Source organism: Pseudomonas sp. YQ_5, assembly GCF_043103305.1.
GTDB lineage: Bacteria > Pseudomonadota > Gammaproteobacteria > Pseudomonadales > Pseudomonadaceae > Aquipseudomonas > Aquipseudomonas putida_Y.
In genome coordinates, this window is sequence record NZ_JBICJS010000095.1 from 43,040 (window position 1) to 58,036 (window position 14,997).

Annotated in this window: 18 protein-coding genes; all 18 read right to left on the reverse strand. The window is 61.6% G+C overall.

Translation table 11 applies throughout. The features are described from left to right. Nucleotides 1-5: 5 nt before the first annotated feature. Entirely contained in the window at nt 6-1,148 is a 1,143-nt protein-coding gene (gene bamB / locus ACF8EA_RS21055; RefSeq protein WP_392523129.1) for an outer membrane protein assembly factor BamB, read from the reverse strand. Next, complete coding sequence (locus ACF8EA_RS21060) at nt 1,149-1,790, reverse strand: tetratricopeptide repeat protein (protein ID WP_021781778.1); 642 nt, start codon at nt 1,788-1,790, stop codon at nt 1,149-1,151. It abuts the gene before it with no gap. A 39-nt stretch (nt 1,791-1,829) separates the two neighbouring features. After that, on the reverse strand, nt 1,830-3,119 hold the full coding sequence (gene hisS / locus ACF8EA_RS21065; RefSeq protein ID WP_021781777.1) for a histidine--tRNA ligase: 1,290 nt from the start codon (nt 3,117-3,119) through the stop codon (nt 1,830-1,832). A gap of 25 nt (nt 3,120-3,144) precedes the next feature. Next, nucleotides 3,145-4,254, reverse strand: coding sequence for a flavodoxin-dependent (E)-4-hydroxy-3-methylbut-2-enyl-diphosphate synthase (gene ispG, locus ACF8EA_RS21070; protein ID WP_021781776.1), 1,110 nt, complete (start codon nt 4,252-4,254; stop codon nt 3,145-3,147). 3 nt (nt 4,255-4,257) lie between these two features. Further along, complete coding sequence (locus ACF8EA_RS21075) at nt 4,258-5,280, reverse strand: RodZ domain-containing protein (RefSeq protein WP_392523131.1); 1,023 nt, start codon at nt 5,278-5,280, stop codon at nt 4,258-4,260. After that, on the reverse strand, nt 5,277-6,035 hold the full coding sequence (gene pilW / locus ACF8EA_RS21080; RefSeq protein ID WP_103443521.1) for a type IV pilus biogenesis/stability protein PilW: 759 nt from the start codon (nt 6,033-6,035) through the stop codon (nt 5,277-5,279). The genes ACF8EA_RS21075 and pilW overlap by 4 nt, the downstream gene beginning before the upstream one ends. 14 nt (nt 6,036-6,049) lie before the next feature. Further along, nucleotides 6,050-7,195 carry a 23S rRNA (adenine(2503)-C(2))-methyltransferase RlmN gene (rlmN, locus tag ACF8EA_RS21085; RefSeq protein ID WP_021781773.1) on the reverse strand — a complete coding sequence of 382 codons (1,146 nt, stop codon included), beginning with the start codon at nt 7,193-7,195 and terminating at the stop codon, nt 6,050-6,052. A 28-nt stretch (nt 7,196-7,223) separates the two neighbouring features. Further along, nucleotides 7,224-7,649: a nucleoside-diphosphate kinase gene (gene ndk, locus ACF8EA_RS21090; RefSeq protein WP_003248526.1), complete on the reverse strand. Its 426-nt coding sequence runs from the start codon at nt 7,647-7,649 to the stop codon at nt 7,224-7,226. Nucleotides 7,650-7,737: 88 nt separating this feature from the next. Beyond that, on the reverse strand, nt 7,738-7,938 hold the full coding sequence (gene iscX, locus ACF8EA_RS21095; RefSeq protein ID WP_003248529.1) for a Fe-S cluster assembly protein IscX: 201 nt from the start codon (nt 7,936-7,938) through the stop codon (nt 7,738-7,740). Nucleotides 7,939-7,948: 10 nt separating this feature from the next. After that, nucleotides 7,949-8,290 carry an ISC system 2Fe-2S type ferredoxin gene (fdx, locus tag ACF8EA_RS21100; protein ID WP_275967166.1) on the reverse strand — a complete coding sequence of 114 codons (342 nt, stop codon included), beginning with the start codon at nt 8,288-8,290 and terminating at the stop codon, nt 7,949-7,951. 3 nt (nt 8,291-8,293) lie between these two features. Beyond that, nucleotides 8,294-10,156: a Fe-S protein assembly chaperone HscA gene (gene hscA, locus ACF8EA_RS21105; protein ID WP_021781771.1), complete on the reverse strand. Its 1,863-nt coding sequence runs from the start codon at nt 10,154-10,156 to the stop codon at nt 8,294-8,296. Nucleotides 10,157-10,199: 43 nt separating this feature from the next. Further along, nucleotides 10,200-10,721 (reverse strand): co-chaperone HscB, encoded by a 522-nt coding sequence (gene hscB / locus ACF8EA_RS21110; protein ID WP_209967925.1) that lies wholly within the window; start codon nt 10,719-10,721, stop codon nt 10,200-10,202. A gap of 8 nt (nt 10,722-10,729) precedes the next feature. Continuing rightward, nucleotides 10,730-11,053 carry an iron-sulfur cluster assembly protein IscA gene (iscA, locus tag ACF8EA_RS21115; protein WP_003248536.1) on the reverse strand — a complete coding sequence of 108 codons (324 nt, stop codon included), beginning with the start codon at nt 11,051-11,053 and terminating at the stop codon, nt 10,730-10,732. Nucleotides 11,054-11,081: 28 nt separating this feature from the next. Further along, nucleotides 11,082-11,468, reverse strand: coding sequence for a Fe-S cluster assembly scaffold IscU (iscU, locus tag ACF8EA_RS21120; RefSeq protein ID WP_003248539.1), 387 nt, complete (start codon nt 11,466-11,468; stop codon nt 11,082-11,084). A gap of 46 nt (nt 11,469-11,514) precedes the next feature. After that, nucleotides 11,515-12,729, reverse strand: a complete 1,215-nt coding sequence (locus ACF8EA_RS21125) for an IscS subfamily cysteine desulfurase (RefSeq protein ID WP_021781769.1) — start codon at nt 12,727-12,729, stop codon at nt 11,515-11,517. Nucleotides 12,730-12,774: 45 nt separating this feature from the next. Continuing rightward, complete coding sequence (iscR, locus tag ACF8EA_RS21130; protein ID WP_003248542.1) at nt 12,775-13,266, reverse strand: Fe-S cluster assembly transcriptional regulator IscR; 492 nt, start codon at nt 13,264-13,266, stop codon at nt 12,775-12,777. Between the two features lie 179 nt (nt 13,267-13,445). Next, nucleotides 13,446-14,231 (reverse strand): serine O-acetyltransferase, encoded by a 786-nt coding sequence (gene cysE / locus ACF8EA_RS21135; RefSeq protein ID WP_016501401.1) that lies wholly within the window; start codon nt 14,229-14,231, stop codon nt 13,446-13,448. A gap of 3 nt (nt 14,232-14,234) precedes the next feature. Beyond that, a complete protein-coding gene (trmJ, locus tag ACF8EA_RS21140) occupies nt 14,235-14,990 on the reverse strand; it encodes a tRNA (cytosine(32)/uridine(32)-2'-O)-methyltransferase TrmJ (RefSeq protein ID WP_028697393.1) in 756 nt (251 codons plus the stop codon). Between the last annotated feature and the right edge of the window lie 7 nt (nt 14,991-14,997).

Genomic DNA, 14,997 nt, shown 5'->3' on the forward strand with positions numbered 1-14,997 from the left:
TAGCTTCAGCGGATGGTCAGTGCCTCGAGCTTGCCGCTGTTGCCGAAGACATAGATGGTGTCGCCGACCACAAGCGGGCGGGCGCGCAGGCCATCGCTGTCAATGCGCTCACGGCCAACGAAACGGCCATCGACCTGGCTGAGCAAGTGCAGATAGCCTTCGAAGTCCCCTACCGCTACGTAGCTGGAGAACACTTCAGGCGCCGTCAGTTGGCGACGCGCCATCGAGTCGTTGGTCCACAGGGCACTGGAAGACCGCTCATCGATACCCTCGACCGAGCCGGAAGCCTCGCTCACATAGACGTTACCGAAGCCCTGGGCGACACCCACGTAGCTGGAGGCATCGCGCTGCCACAGCTCGCGGCCGCTTTCCAGGTCCAGGCCAGCAACGCGCCCCTGGTAGGTGCTGACGTACAAGATACCACCGGACAGCAGCAGGCCGCCGTCAATGTCGACCACACGGTCCAGCTCGGAACGGCCCTGCGGGATGGCCACACGGCTTTCCCACACCGGCACACCGTTGTTGATGTCCACAGCCACAACCTTGCCGGTAGACAGGCCGGCAACAGCCAGGCGGTTGGTGGCGATCGGTGCACCGGTGCCACGCAGCGTCAGCACGGCCGGGGAGCTCTCGTAGATCCAACGGCGGTCGCCAGTGGCGGCATCCAGGCCAATCAGGCGGTCGTCCTGGGTCTGCACCACTACCACGTCACCGTTGTTGGCAGGCGGGGCCAGCACTTCGCTGGTTACGCGCGAGCGCCAACGCTCTTCACCGGTGCTGGAGTCCAGGGCAATGACTTCACCCTTGAGGGTACCGAGCATGACCAGGCCGTAGCCCACGCCAACTGCGCCGGAAACCTTTAGCTCCAGGTCCTTCTTCCACACTACGTCACCGGTGATGCGATCAAGGGCATAGACTTCGCCGTTGACGTCGGAAGCGTAGATGCGGTCGTTCTCGATGGCCGGTACCAGGGTGTTGTAGGTTTCACCCTGGCCGTCACCGATCGAACGGCTCCACTGCTTCTTCAGCACCACTTCCTCGGTGAACTTGGTCAGCTCGGCCGGGGGCAGTTCCTTCTTGCTGTTGCTGCTGCAACCTGCGGCCAGCACGGCCAGGGTCAGCACTGCTGCATGTTTCCAACCGATCACTTACGCGTCCCCTTTAGCCAGGTCATCCAGCTTCAATTGCAAGCCACCGACCGCCGCATCATCGGACAGCGCGGCCTTGGCTTTTTCGTAAGCGCTGTGTGCGTCGTCGGGGCGACCCAGCTGAACCAGCAGGTCCCCTTTCAACTCTTCACGGCTGGCCAGAAAGGCTTTATCGGCGTCGCCGTCGAGCAGCTTCAGGGCATCTTCGGCCTTGTTCTGGGCTGCCAGTACACGCGCCAGACGCTGACGCGAAATCTCGCCCAGCGTGACGTCGGCCGGATTGTCCAGCACGCTTTTCAGCTCGGCTGCGGCGTCATCGAGCTTGCCGCTGTCGACCGCGACCTTGGCCACGAAAAGGCTGCCGTACTGGGCGTAAGCGGTACCGCCAAACTCGCTCTTGAGCTTGCCGGCCAGCTCCGCGACCTTGGTGGTGTCCGGCTGGCCGGTCGGTGTCAGGCTGGTTTCAATCAACGCCTGATACAACTGCGAGGCACCTTGCGACTGGTTGTTCTGGTACTTGTGCCAGGTATTCCAGCCCAACACCACCACGCCAGCCAGCAAAGCGCCGGTCAGCAGCGGCTTACCGTTGCGGCTCCACCAGTCCTTGATCCCTGCCAGGTCATCATCATCGGTACTCGACACCCCAATACTCCTTTTCGCCTATTCGCTTGTTGAACCGCGTTACGCCTGCGCGATCGCGGTTTCCAGGTGCTCTGCAAGAGCATCCCAGGCAATGTTCTGTTGTTCGCCCTGGCCACGCAGGGGCTTCAAGCCGATTTCTTGCTTGGCCAGCTCGTCGTCGCCGAGGATCAGGGCGAACAGTGCACCGCTCTTGTCGGCTTTCTTGAACTGGCTCTTGAAGCTGCCACCACCGGCGTTGACGGCCAGGCGCAGGCCCGGCAAGCGGTCGCGCAGGCCTTCGGACAGGCGCAGGCCGGCCAGCTCCGCCTGCTCGCCAAAGGCGCACAGGTACACGTCGATCTGGCGGCTGATGGAGTCCGGCACCTTGCCCAGGGTTTCCAACAGCAGGATCAGGCGCTCGATGCCCATGGCGAAACCAACGCCAGTGGTCGGCTTGCCACCCATCTGTTCGACCAGGCCGTCGTAACGGCCACCCGCGCACACGGTGCCCTGGGCGCCAAGCTTGTCGGTTACCCACTCGAACACGGTCTTGCTGTAATAGTCCAGGCCACGTACCAGCTTGGTGTTGATCACGAACGGAATACCGGCGGCGTCCAGGCGGGCCTTGAGGCCCTCGAAGTGCACGCGCGATTCTTCGTCCAGGTACTCTTCCAGCTTCGGCGCGCCGACCAGCACCGCCTGGGTGTTCGGGTCCTTGCTGTCGAGGATGCGCAGCGGGTTGCTCTTCAGGCGACGCTGGCTGTCTTCGTCCAACTGCTCCAGACGCGCCGAAAGGAATTCGACCAGCGCGTCACGGTAGCGTGCGCGGGCTTCACTGGTGCCCAGGCTGTTGAGCTCGAGCTTGACCGCGTCCTGGATGCCCAACTGGCCCCACAGGCGCCAGGTCAACATGATCAGCTCGGCATCGATGTCCGGGCCGTCCAGGTTGAACACTTCCACGCCAATCTGGTGGAACTGACGGTAACGCCCCTTCTGCGGGCGCTCGTGGCGGAACATCTGGCCGATGTACCACAGCTTCTGCACCTGACCGTTGCCGGTGATGCCGTGCTCGAGCACCGCTCGCACGCAGGCAGCGGTGCCTTCAGGGCGCAGGGTCAGCGAATCGCCGTTGCGGTCCTCGAAGGTGTACATCTCTTTTTCGACGATGTCGGTCACTTCACCGATCGAGCGTTTGAACAGCTCGGTGAACTCGACGATCGGCGTGCGGATCTGGCTGTACCCGTAGGTGTCCAGCAGGCCGGCCACGGTGCCTTCAAAGTAGCGCCACAGCGGCGACTGTTCTGGCAGGATGTCGTTCATGCCACGGATGGCTTGCAGCGATTTGCTCACGAAAAGTCCTTACGAATTCGGTGTGTCAGCCACGGACGATCAGCGCCGCGTCGGCTTCGGCCTTTTCGGCCGCTTTCTGGCGGATGAGCTTTTCCAGCTCATCGACCAGGTTGTCATTGGTCAGTTTCTGCGCAGGCTTGCCGTCGATGTAGATCAGGTTCGGCGTGCCGCCGGTCAACCCTACATGGGCTTCCTTGGCTTCACCCGGGCCGTTGACCACGCAACCGATCACCGCCACATCCAGCGGTACCAGCAGGTCTTCCAGACGCCCTTCCAGCTCGTTCATGGTCTTGACCACATCGAAGTTCTGCCGCGAGCAGCTCGGGCAGGCAATGAAGTTGATGCCACGCGAACGCAGATGCAGCGACTTGAGGATGTCGTAGCCGACTTTCACTTCTTCGACCGGGTCGGCCGCCAGCGAGATACGGATGGTATCGCCAATACCCTCGGCCAGCAGCATACCGAGGCCGACGGCGGACTTCACCGTCCCCGAACGCAGGCCGCCGGCTTCAGTGATGCCCAGATGCAGCGGTTGTACGATCTGCTTGGCCAGCAGACGGTAGGCTTCGACAGCCATGAATACGTCCGAGGCCTTGACGCTGACCTTGAAGTCCTGAAAATCCAGGCGGTCGAGATGCTCGACGTGGCGCAGGGCCGACTCGACCAGCGCAGCCGGGGTCGGTTCGCCATACTTCTTCTGCAGGTCTTTTTCCAGCGAACCGGCGTTGACCCCGATACGAATCGGAATGCCGCGGTCGCGGGCGGCATCGACCACGGCGCGTACACGGTCTTCACGACCGATGTTGCCCGGGTTGATACGCAGGCAATCAACGCCCAGCTCGGCAACGCGCAATGCGATCTTGTAGTCGAAATGGATGTCGGCGACCAGCGGCACGCTGACCAGTTGCTTGATCTTGCCAAAAGCTTCGGCGGCGTCCATGTCCGGTACCGAGACCCGCACGATATCCACGCCAGCATCGACCAGACGCTGGATTTGCGCCACGGTAGCAGCGACATCGTTGGTGTCGGTGTTGGTCATGCTCTGCACCGCGATGGGCGCATCACCGCCCACCGGCACATTGCCAACCCAGATTTTGCGGGATTCGCGACGTTTGATCGGAGATTCGCCGTGCATGACTTACTGTCCCAACTTCAGGCGAGCAGTCTCGCCACTGGTGAACGGAGCAACATCAACGGGCTGGCCGTTGTAGCTGACCTGGGCGCCCCGGGCAAAGCCCAGGCGTACCGCGAATGGCGGCTTGCCGGTCAGCTCGAGGTTGTCCCCCTTGCGCTTGATGGCGCTGAACAGCACCTTGCCATTGCCGTCGCTGACCTGGGTCCAGCAATCGGCGGTGAACTGGATGGCGACCTTGGCACTGCCAGCCGGCACCGCGGCAGGCTCAGCGGCGGCCACTGCCGGTGCAGGTGCAGGTGCAGGTGCAGCAGTGGCCTGTACCGGAGGAGTAACCGGTGTAGGCGAAGCAGCAGGTGCGGGTTGCACAGGCGCTTGCTGTGCTGGCGCAGGCGCTGTGGCAATGACTGCCTCAGAGTTTACCGGCGCCTGTTCAGCGGCAGCAGGCTGCTCGGCAGCGCCCTGCTCCAGCGCCAGCGGCGCGCTTTCAGGTTGCTGTCCAGCGGAAACGGCCTGGTCTTCAGGCTCATCGAGCGGGTGAATCTGTGTGGTGCCGTCGGCGCTTTCGACTTCGACGTGCTCCAGGGCAATCTTGGCCAGTTCCTTGCCCCGCAGGCTGCCCTGGTCCTGCCACCAGAAAAAGCCACCACCGACAACAGCCACCAGCAACAGCAGGCTGACGCCGCGCAGGATGTTGTGCGACAGCCGCACAGGCTCTTCGATACGGCCCAGCGAATGCACGTCGCTGCCTTTGGCGTGGGTACCGGTGTAGCGGTCGAAGGCATCTACCAGGGCGGCCTGGTCAAGGTCCATCAGCTTGGCGTAGGCGCGAATGTAGCCACGAGCGAAAGTATGCCCGGGCAGCTTGTCGAAGGCGCCGGTTTCCACGTGGTTCAACGAACTGACAGTGAGGTTGAGCTTGCGGGCCACCTCGGCTTGAGACCAGTCCCGTTTCTCACGGGCCAGGCGCAAAAGCTCACCGGGGTTCTGGCCAGGCGCTACAGCTACTTCGGGATGCGCGGCGTTCATCGTTGCTCCGACAGGTATTGCTGGTATTCCGGCGTACCGGGATAAAGTCGTTGTAATTGCTGGCCCAACTCGGCCAGTGCGCCCTGCTCGTCGAACACCCTGGCAAGGCGGCTGCCCAGCAGCAGGCTACGGGCGTCGTGGTCGCTCAACTGGCTGAAACGATCGTAGTAGTCCCGGGCCGGCACATAATGCCTGTTTTCGTAGGACAACTCAGCCATTTCCAGCAACGCTTTTGGTTGGTGCTGGTTGAGTTGTAACGCTTTCAACAGATACGCGTGCGCCTGATCGCGGCGTTCGAGCTTCAGGGCGGTCAGGCCCAGATTTTCATACACGCGTGAACGCTCAGGATACAGGGTATCGGCACTGGCCAGGCGAAACATCTGCTTGGCCTCGGCAAATCGTCCCTGAGCATAAAGGAAACTGCCGTAATTGTTGCGAATTCGCGTGTCACCGCGACTTATCAGCAAGGCCTTGCGAAAGTGTGCTTCGGCCAGCGCCGGCTCACCTTCGGCTTGAAACACTACCGCCAGTGCCGCGTGCGCGTCGGCATCCTGATCATCCAGTGCCAGGGCCTTGCCCAGCGGCGCCTTGGCCTGCTCGGTCAATCCTTGTTGCAAATAACCCAAGCCAAGCTGCACATAAGCCCGCCCTGCCTCCGCCCTGCCCTGGCGGCTGGCCAAAGGGTCGCTCGCGCCGCCTGACACGCAGCCGGCCAGCAGCGAAAGCGCAAGGATCGACGCGGCGCGCAGGCTCATGGGCAAGGTCCCTGTCAGTGGCTGGCGGCGCTGTCTGGCAGCTCGACGTCCGCAGAAAGCTGGCGAACAGCGATGTAGCGCTCACTACGGCGGGTACGGTCATTGACCTGACCGACCAGCTGGCCACAGGCAGCGTCGATATCGTCGCCGCGCGTGGTACGGGTGGTGACGTTGAAGCCACCGTGGTGCAGCAGATCCTGGAAACGACGAATGGCGTTGTTGCTCGGTCGCTCGTAACCCGAATGCGGGAACGGGTTGAACGGGATCAGGTTGATCTTGCAGGGTACATCGCGCAACAGTTCGATCATCTGCGCGGCATGCTCGGGCTGGTCGTTGACGTCCTTGAGCAGGGTGTACTCGATGGTGAGCACGCGCTTGCCGCCCAAGGTGGACATGTAGCCCATGCACGATTCCAGCAGCATCTTCAGCGGGTACTTCTTGTTGATCGGCACCAGCTTGTTGCGCAGTTCGTCGTTCGGCGCGTGCAGCGAAAGGGCCAGCGACACGTCGATGTGCTTGGCCAGTTCGTCGATCATCGGCACCACGCCCGAGGTGGACAAGGTGACACGACGTTTGGAAATGCCATAGCCAAGGTCATCCATCATGATTTTCATGGCGGCAATGACGTTGTCGAAATTCAGCAAAGGCTCGCCCATGCCCATCATGACCACGTTGGTAATCGCGCGGTCGACTTTGGCAGGAACGGTCCCGAAGGATTTGTTGGCAAGCCACACCTGGCCGATCACTTCGGCGGCAGTGAGGTTGCTGTTGAAGCCTTGCTTGCCGGTGGAGCAGAAGCTGCAGTCCAGGGCACAGCCGGCTTGCGACGATACGCACAGGGTGCCGCGGTCGTCGGTTGGAATATAGACGGTCTCGACGCAGCTGCCGGAGGCAACGCGGATCACCCATTTGCGGGTGCCGTCAGCGGAAATGTCTTCACTGACCACTTCCGGTGGGCGAATCTCGGCAACGGCCTCGAGCTTTTCGCGCAAGACCTTGCCTACGTTGGTCATGGCCGCAAAGTCGGACACGCCAAAATGGTGAATCCATTTCATCACCTGGCCGGCACGGAAGCGCTTCTCCCCGATAGAGTCGAAGAATTGTTCCATTTCCGGCTGGGTCAGACCCAACAGGTTGATTTTGCCAGTAGATGTCGTCATGGATTCACCCTCACCCGTAAGCTTTCGCTTAGCGAGTGGTTACCTCGGTAGCAGCGAAGAAGTAAGCGATTTCGCGAGCAGCAGCAGCTTCGGAGTCCGAACCGTGAACGGCGTTGGCGTCGATCGACTCGGCGAAGTCAGCACGGATGGTGCCGGCAGCAGCTTCTTTAGGGTTGGTAGCGCCCATCAGCTCACGGTTCTTGGCGATGGCGTTCTCGCCTTCCAGAACCTGGACAACGACCGGACCGGAAGTCATGAAGGCAACCAGGTCACCGAAGAAGCCGCGCTCGCTGTGCTCAGCGTAGAAGCCTTCGGCTTCGGCTTTGGACAGTTGCTTCATTTTCGAGGCAACGATTTTCAGGCCGGCTTCTTCGAAGCGAGTGGTGATCTTGCCGATGACGTTTTTGGCAACAGCGTCAGGCTTGATGATGGAGAAAGTACGTTGAACAGCCATGGAAAACTCCAGAATATGAGTGTTACGAAAAATTAAACCCGCGAATTATACGCGGGTTCCAGGGGATTGCCTAACCTGCAAGTGACGCTTAGTCGGCTTCGTCGATCCAGGCGGCCTGGATTGCCTCGAGCACTTTCTCACCGCCGCGTGACGGATCGTCGCTGAACTCGGGCAATGCCAGCACCCAGCGGTGCAGGTCCACGAAATTCACATAACGAGGATCGACCTCAGGCTTGCTTTCTGCAAGCTGGATTGCGATCTCAAGTACATCAACCCATTTCAGACTCATGTACAGGCCCTCAGTGCGGTGCTTCGGCAGCGTGGTTGAGCGAATACTTGGGGATCTCGATGATCAGGTCTTCGTCAGCGACGACCACCTGACAGCCAAGGCGCGACTGCGCCTCCAGGCCCCAGGCTTTGTCCAGCATGTCCTCTTCCAGTTCGTCAGCCTCTTCGAGCGAATCGAAGCCCTTGCGCACGATGCAGTGGCAAGTGGTGCAGGCCTTGACGCCGCCGCAGGCACTTTCCATCTCGATGTGATGGTCGTGGGCCAGCTCCAGGATGTTGGTCCCGGGCTCGACCTCCACGGTCAACCCCTCGGGGCAGAACTTCTCATGCGGCAGGAATGTCACCAGCGGCATCGATTACTCCTCGATCTCATTCAGGTTGCGCCCGGCCAGTGCGGCTTTGACCGTCGAATCAAGGCGACGGGCGGCAAATGCATCGGTCACCTGCGACAGACGCTTGGTCTGTTGCTCGATGGCTGCGCCATCGGTGCCGGCCAGCAAATCACGTAGTTCTTGCATCTGGAATTCGATGGCGTCGCGCTCGTCACTGCTGAGCAGGCGCTCGCCGTCGGCGTCCAGGGCGCCCTGTACCGCTTCGAGCAGCCGCTCGCCATCTACCTGATGCTCTCGCAGCTGGCGGGCGTGCTTGTCGGAACCGGCGTGTTCGAAGGAGTCCTTGAGCATGCGGGCGATTTCGCCGTCGGTCAGGCCGTAGGACGGCTTGACCTGAATGCTGGCTTCCACGCCCGAACCCAGCTCGCGGGCAGCGACGCTAAGCAGGCCATCGGCATCCACCTGGAAGGTGACGCGGATTTTTGCAGCACCGGCAACCATGGCAGGAATGCCGCGCAGCTCGAAGCGGGCCAGCGAACGGCAGTCGCTGATCAGCTCGCGCTCGCCCTGCAGCACGTGGATCATCATGGCCGACTGGCCATCTTTGTATGTGGTGAACTCCTGAGCGCGGGCCACCGGAATGGTGGTATTACGCGGGATCACCTTCTCCATCAGCCCGCCCATGGTCTCAAGACCAAGCGACAGCGGGATGACATCGAGCAGCAGCAGCTCGCCACCTTCACGGCGGTTGCCGGCCAGGGTGTCGGCCTGGATGGCGGCACCGATGGCCACCACCTGGTCTGGGTCGATCGAGGTCAGCGGGGTACGCCCGAACAGCGCGCCCACGGCCTCACGCACACGCGGCACGCGGGTCGAACCACCGACCATGACCACGGCGCTGACTTCTTCCAGCTCAACACCACTGTCGCGCACGGCGCGGCGGCAAGCCTTCAGGCTGCGGGCAACCAGTGGTTCGATCATGGCTTCGAAGGCGCTACGGGTCAGCTCACCGTGCCAGGCACCGTGGCTGACGTTGACCACGTCAGCATCGGTCAGGGCTTCTTTGGCGGCGCAGGCGGTTTGCAGCAGCGCGCGCTGGGTAGCCGGGTCCAGATCGGACGAGAGGCCAGCCTGCTCGATGATCCAGCCGGCAATAGCATGGTCGAAGTCGTCACCACCCAGAGCGGTATCACCGCCGGTGGCCAGTACTTCGAATACACCAGCGGTCAGCCGCAGGATGGAAATATCAAAAGTGCCGCCACCCAGATCATAGATGGCCACCACGCCTTCGGCGTTCTGGTCCAGGCCGTAGGCTACGGCGGCCGCGGTCGGCTCGTTGAGCAGGCGCAGCACGTTCAGGCCGGCCAGACGCGCAGCGTCTTTGGTAGCCTGACGCTGGGCGTCATCGAAATAGGCCGGCACGGTAATCACCGCACCCACCAGTTCGCCACCCAAGGTGGCTTCGGCACGCTCGCGCAACACCTTCAGGATGTCGGCAGACACTTCCACGGGGCTTTTCGGCCCCTGCACGGTGTCGATGAACGGCATGTGCGACTCACCACCCACAAAGCGGTATGGCAGTTGCTCGCCCAGTTGCTTGACGTCGGCCAGGCCGCGCCCCATCAGGCGCTTGACCGACAGCACGGTGTTAAACGGGTCGCTGGAGGCAGCATCACGCGCGGCCTGCCCCACTTCGATGCGCCCTTCGAGGTAGCGCACCGCGGACGGCAGAATGACGTTACCCTGCGCATCGGGCAGGGGCTCACTACGGCCGCTGCGCAGTGCAGCGACCATTGAGTTGGTGGTGCCCAGGTCGATCCCAACCGCCAGGCGGCGCTGGTGCGGCTGAGGGCTTTGACCGGGTTCGGCAATCTGCAGTAGGGCCATGCTTATCTGAATACCTTAGGTGCCATCACGGGCAGCACCGGGGTTAATCGTCGAGGCGCTCTTCCAGTTGGCGCACTTCTTGGGCGAGCTTGTCGAGGAACTGCATGCGGCGCATCAGGCGTTCAGCCTTGTCGCGCTCGCCAGGGGCATCCCAGCAGCCGGCAAAGTCCTCATTCAGCGTGTCCTGGGCAACCTTCAGGCGCTTCTTGAACACGCCTACACCATCAAGGTCGGCTTCATCCTGCAGTTCTTCGAGCTCTTCACGCCACTGCATCTGCTGCAGCAGGAAGTCAGGGTCGTGGACCGTGACTTCTTGAGGCACTTCGTGGCCGCTGATGGCCAGCAGGTAGCGCGCACGACGCGGCGCACTGCGCAGCGTCTGGTAAGCGTCGTTGAGGGCAGCGGATTTTTCCAGCGCTATACGCTGCTCACGCTCAGAGGCGTCGGCAAAGCGATCAGGATGGACTTCGCGGGCCAACTCGCGATAGCGAGTGGCCAGCTTGTCGAGATCCAGACGGAAGCTTGGCTGGAGGTCAAACAATGCGTAATGACAAGGAGTACCCACAGCCAGCCTCAAACGTTGAAGCTTTCGCCGCAGCCACACTCACCGCGCACGTTGGGGTTGTTGAACTTGAAGCCTTCGTTCAACCCTTCCTTGACGAAATCCAGCTCGGTGCCATCGAGGTATACCAGGCTCTTGGGATCGATGATCACCTTGACGCCATGGTTCTCGAACACCTGGTCTTCGTCCGCCAGTTCGTCGACGAATTCCAGCACGTAGGCCAGACCCGAGCAACCGGTGGTGCGCACGCCCAGGCGAATGCCCTCACCCTTGCCGCGCCCGTCGAGGGAGCGGCGAATGTGGTTGGCGGCGGCTTCTGTCATGCTGATAGCCATCAGAACTCCTTACCTTGCAACAGGCGACTTAGATCAAGCCTTTCTTCTGCTTGTAGTCGCGTACGGCTGCCTTGATGGCATCCTCGGCGAGTACCGAGCAGTGGATCTTGACCGGCGGCAACGCCAGCTCTTCGGCCAGTTGGGTGTTCTTGATGGTTTCGGCCTCGTCCAGGGTCTTGCCCTTCATCCACTCGGTGGCGAGGGAGCTGGAAGCGATGGCCGAGCCGCAGCCATAGGTCTTGAACTTGGCGTCTTCGATAACGCCCTGCTCGTTGACCTTGATCTGCAGGCGCATCACGTCACCGCAGGCCGGGGCGCCGACCATGCCGGTGCCGACATCCGGGTCTTCGGCATTCATCTTGCCGACGTTGCGCGGGTTTTCGTAGTGGTCGATGACCTTTTCACTGTATGCCATGGTGCAATTCCTTCCTCATCAGGGAGCCGCTCTTGCCGGCGACTGCTTAGTGGGCGGCCCACTCGATCTTGGAGATGTCAACGCCGTCTTTGTACATATCCCACAGCGGCGACAGTTCACGCAGTTTGTTGACAGCCTCGCAGACTTTCTGCGCGGCGTAGTCGACTTCTTCTTCGGTGGTGAATCGGCCAAAGGAGAAGCGGATCGAGCTGTGCGCCAGCTCGTCGTTACGGCCCAGAGCACGCAGTACGTAAGACGGCTCAAGCGACGCGGAGGTACAGGCCGAACCGGACGATACGGCGATGTCTTTCAGCGACATCAGCAGCGATTCGCCTTCGACGTAGTTGAAGCTCAGGTTCAGGTTGTGCGGTACACGTGCAGTCTGGCTGCCATTGACGTACAGCTCTTCAAGGTTTGAGACCTGCTTGAAGAAGCGGTCGCTCAGGGCCTTGATGCGTGCGTTTTCTGCAACCATTTCCTGCTTGGCAATGGCGAAGGCTTCGCCCATGCCGACGATCTGGTGGGTCGGCAAGGTGCCCGAACGCATGCCGCGCTCATGACCGCCGCCGTGAATGATGGCTTCCAGGCGTACACGCGGCTTGCGGCTGACGTACAGTGCGCCGATGCCTTTCGGGCCATAGACCTTGTGCGCCGAGAACGACATCAGGTCGACCTTCAGCTTTTGCAGGTCGATTTCGACCTTGCCGGCCGACTGGGCGGCATCGACATGGAACAGCACGCCGCGCGAACGGGTCAGTTCACCGATGGCGGCAATGTCGTTGATCGAGCCAACTTCGTTGTTCACGTGCATCAGCGAGACCAGGATGGTGTCGTCGCGCAGCGCCGCCTCTACCATGGCCGGGGTGACGATGCCGTCTTCGCCTGGTTCCAAGTAGGTGACTTCAAAACCTTCGCGCTCCAGCTGGCGAGCGGTATCCAGGACCGCCTTGTGCTCGATCTTGGAGGTAATGATGTGCTTGCCCTTGGTCTGATAGAAGTGCGCGACACCTTTGAGTGCGAGGTTGTCGGACTCGGTGGCACCGCTGGTCCAGACGATTTCGCGCGGATCGGCATTGATCAGCTCGGCAACCTGGCGGCGACCGTTTTCCACCGCCTCCTCGGCTTTCCAGCCAAAGACGTGGGAGCGCGAGGCCGGGTTACCGAAGTTCCCGTCGACCAGCAAGCAGTCGGCCATCTTCTGGGCCACGCGTGGGTCGACCGGCGTGGTCGCGGAGTAATCGAGGTAGATCGGCAACTTCATTTGTCTCTCCTATCAGGCGGTGGCGTCGCTCGTCGTCCCAGGGGGTCAATCGACGGCAGACGTCTCAATCTTGTCCAGCTGGGCGGTTCGTCCTGCGACACGCCGCAGGTCCTGGCGCTGGGCGACTTCCTGCACATCACGGCGCTTGACGAGGTCGGCCAGGCTTATGCCGCTGAGGAATTCATGGATCTGCTGGCTGAGGTCGCACCACAGGTGGTGGGTCAGGCAGGTATCACCGGCATGGCAGTCCCCGAGCCCCTGGCAACGGGTGGCATCAACCGATTCGTTGACCGCGTCGATGACCTGGGCCACCTGGATGGTTTCCATGCCCCGCGACAGCTGGTAGCCACCGCCTGGGCCGCGCACGCTGGAAACCAGGCTGCTACGGCGCAGCTTGGCGAAAAGCTGCTCCAGATAAGAGAGGGAAATGCCCTGGCGCTCGGAAATATCGGCCAAAGACACCGGCCCATGCTTCGCGTGCAACGCCAGGTCGAGCATGGCGGTCACAGCGTATCGGCCTTTGGTAGTCAGTCGCATGGCTATTGGGTACCACGGGAGTTTCGGGATGTGTGCGAGTATGCGATTCCCGAGCATTTAAGTCAACTATTAGACCTACTGCTTTAGTCGGGTTTGCATCAGGGAGGCGGGCGCGATTGTAGCAGACGAGGGGCGTGAGCACACGCCCCGCATGTCAACATGATTTCAGTACGGCGCGATCAATGCGACTGAGTGTCGCGCTGGGCCACTTGGGCAACCTCGGTGAAGTCGTCTTCCGGCAAGGCCGGCAGTTCCTTGGCACAATAGTCACTGCCCATCTTGGTCAGCGCGCCACACATACCCTCCAACCGTTCGTCGACGGCCTGCAGATGATCGAGCATCTGGCCGATGGCCCGCGCGACCGGGTCGGGCATGTCGCCACTGACACCGTAGGCATCAAAGCCGATCTTCTCAGCCATTGCCTTACGCTTGGCTTCGACTTCGGTGTCCTCGCTCTTGACGATGATCCGCCCTGGAATGCCTACCGCCGTAGCCCCGGCCGGCACTGCTTTGGTGACCACCGCATTGGAACCGATCTTGGCCCCGGCGCCGACGGTGAAAGGCCCCAGGACCTTGGCACCCGCCCCTACCACCACGCCGTTCTCCAAGGTGGGGTGGCGTTTGCCTTTGTTCCAGCTGGTGCCGCCGAGCGTCACGCCCTGATACAGGGTGACGTCATCGCCGATCTCGGCGGTTTCACCAATGACGATGCCCATACCGTGATCGATGAAAAAGCGCCGGCCAATGGTGGCGCCAGGGTGGATTTCGATACCGGTCAGCCAGCGACCGAAATTCGACACCAGCCGGGCCAACCACTTGAAATCACGCTTCCACAGGGCATTGCCCAAGCGGTGCAGCCAGATGGCATGCATGCCGGGGTAGCAGGTGAGCACCTCGAAGGCATTGCGCGCAGCCGGGTCACGGTGGAATACGCTTTGAATATCTTCACGCAGGCGTTCGAACATCTGTCAGTCCTTCCGTTTATGCGGCTCGCCCCGGACCACTTTCTGGGTCTCGGTGAGGATGCCGCGCAAAATGCTCATTTCCGAACGCTCGACCGCCACCCGCCCATACAGCCGGCGCAGGCGCGGCATCAGGTGCTTGGGTTTTTCGGGGTCGAGGAAACCGATGCCCACCAGGGTTTTCTCCAGGTGGTCGTAGAACAGCTCCATTTCATCCATGGTCGCCAGCTCAGTGGCATCAACCTTCTCGACTTTGCCCGGCGCCGCACCGGCAGCCAGCCAGGCCATGCGCACCTCGTAGGAGAGCACCTGTACGGCAGCAGCCAGGTTCAGCGAGCTGAAGTCGGGATTGGAGGGAATGTGCACATGGAAATGACATCGCTGCAGTTCTTCGTTGGTCAGGCCGGCGTGTTCGCGCCCGAACACCAGGGCGATTTCCTCGCCACCATTGGCATGCTCCACCGCCTTGGCACCGCACTCACGCGGGCCGATCAACGGCCAGGGAATGCTGCGCTCGCGGGCGCTGGTACCCATCACCAGGTTGCAGCCAACCAGCGCCTGTTCGAGGCTGTCGACCACCTGGGCGTTATCCAGCAAGTCGTCGGCGCCCGAAGCTCGGGCACTGGCATCCAAGGCGGGGAATTCTTTCGGCTGCACCAGCACCAGACGCGACAAGCCCATGTTTTTCATGGCACGCGCAGCGCCGCCGATATTGCCGGGGTGGCTGGTATTGACCAGAACAACACGAATATTTTGCAGCAAGGTGTTG

What these genes read in the sequence shown, in the direction of transcription:
- ACF8EA_RS21125 (WP_021781769.1), bottom strand. Translation starts at nt 12,729, where the DNA reads ATGAAGTTGCCGATCTACCTCGATTACTCCGCGACCACGCCGGTCGAC.
- iscA (WP_003248536.1), bottom strand. Translation starts at nt 11,053, where the DNA reads ATGGCTATCAGCATGACAGAAGCCGCCGCCAACCACATTCGCCGCTCC.
- fdx (WP_275967166.1), bottom strand. Translation starts at nt 8,290, where the DNA reads ATGCCGCTGGTGACATTCCTGCCGCATGAGAAGTTCTGCCCCGAGGGG.
- ndk (WP_003248526.1), bottom strand. Translation starts at nt 7,649, where the DNA reads ATGGCTGTTCAACGTACTTTCTCCATCATCAAGCCTGACGCTGTTGCC.
- iscU (WP_003248539.1), bottom strand. Translation starts at nt 11,468, where the DNA reads ATGGCATACAGTGAAAAGGTCATCGACCACTACGAAAACCCGCGCAAC.
- iscR (WP_003248542.1), bottom strand. Translation starts at nt 13,266, where the DNA reads ATGCGACTGACTACCAAAGGCCGATACGCTGTGACCGCCATGCTCGAC.
- ACF8EA_RS21075 (WP_392523131.1), bottom strand. Translation starts at nt 5,280, where the DNA reads ATGAACGCCGCGCATCCCGAAGTAGCTGTAGCGCCTGGCCAGAACCCC.
- cysE (WP_016501401.1), bottom strand. Translation starts at nt 14,231, where the DNA reads ATGTTCGAACGCCTGCGTGAAGATATTCAAAGCGTATTCCACCGTGAC.
- pilW (WP_103443521.1), bottom strand. Translation starts at nt 6,035, where the DNA reads ATGAGCCTGCGCGCCGCGTCGATCCTTGCGCTTTCGCTGCTGGCCGGC.
- rlmN (WP_021781773.1), bottom strand. Translation starts at nt 7,195, where the DNA reads ATGACGACATCTACTGGCAAAATCAACCTGTTGGGTCTGACCCAGCCG.
- hscA (WP_021781771.1), bottom strand. Translation starts at nt 10,156, where the DNA reads ATGGCCCTACTGCAGATTGCCGAACCCGGTCAAAGCCCTCAGCCGCAC.
- ispG (WP_021781776.1), bottom strand. Translation starts at nt 4,254, where the DNA reads ATGCACGGCGAATCTCCGATCAAACGTCGCGAATCCCGCAAAATCTGG.
- iscX (WP_003248529.1), bottom strand. Translation starts at nt 7,938, where the DNA reads ATGAGTCTGAAATGGGTTGATGTACTTGAGATCGCAATCCAGCTTGCA.